Source organism: Dyella sp. ASV21 (assembly GCF_016428975.1).
In the GTDB taxonomy this organism is placed as follows: Bacteria; Pseudomonadota; Gammaproteobacteria; order Xanthomonadales; family Rhodanobacteraceae; genus Dyella.
In genome coordinates, this window is record NZ_JAELTT010000403.1 from 1 (window position 1) to 302 (window position 302).

Genomic DNA, 302 nt, shown 5'->3' on the forward strand with positions numbered 1-302 from the left:
TCGCTGAGGAAGTCGCCCCACACCGGCTCCAGGTAGCGCACGGTGGATTCACCCACGAACACGTCGCACTCCAGCCCGCGTTCGCGCAGCGCCAGTTCCACCAGGCCCCAGCCGGTGAGCGTCATGGCTGTCTCTTATACACATCTCCGAGCCCACGAGACCCGTGACCGAATCTCGGTTGGCGGCGTGGGGGTGGAAAGGGGGGGGGGGGGGGGGGGGGGGGGGGGGGGGGGGGGGGGGGGGGGGGGGGGGGGGGGGGGGGGGGGGGGGGGGGGGGGGGGGGGGGGGGGGGGGGGGGGGGG

1 pseudogene is annotated in these 302 nt (G+C 77.2%); it reads right to left on the reverse strand.

Annotated features, from left to right (window positions below):
- Positions 1-131, reverse strand: a pseudogene (locus JHD67_RS22075) (YiiD C-terminal domain-containing protein); the annotation flags it as partial.
- Between the last annotated feature and the right edge of the window lie 171 nt (positions 132-302).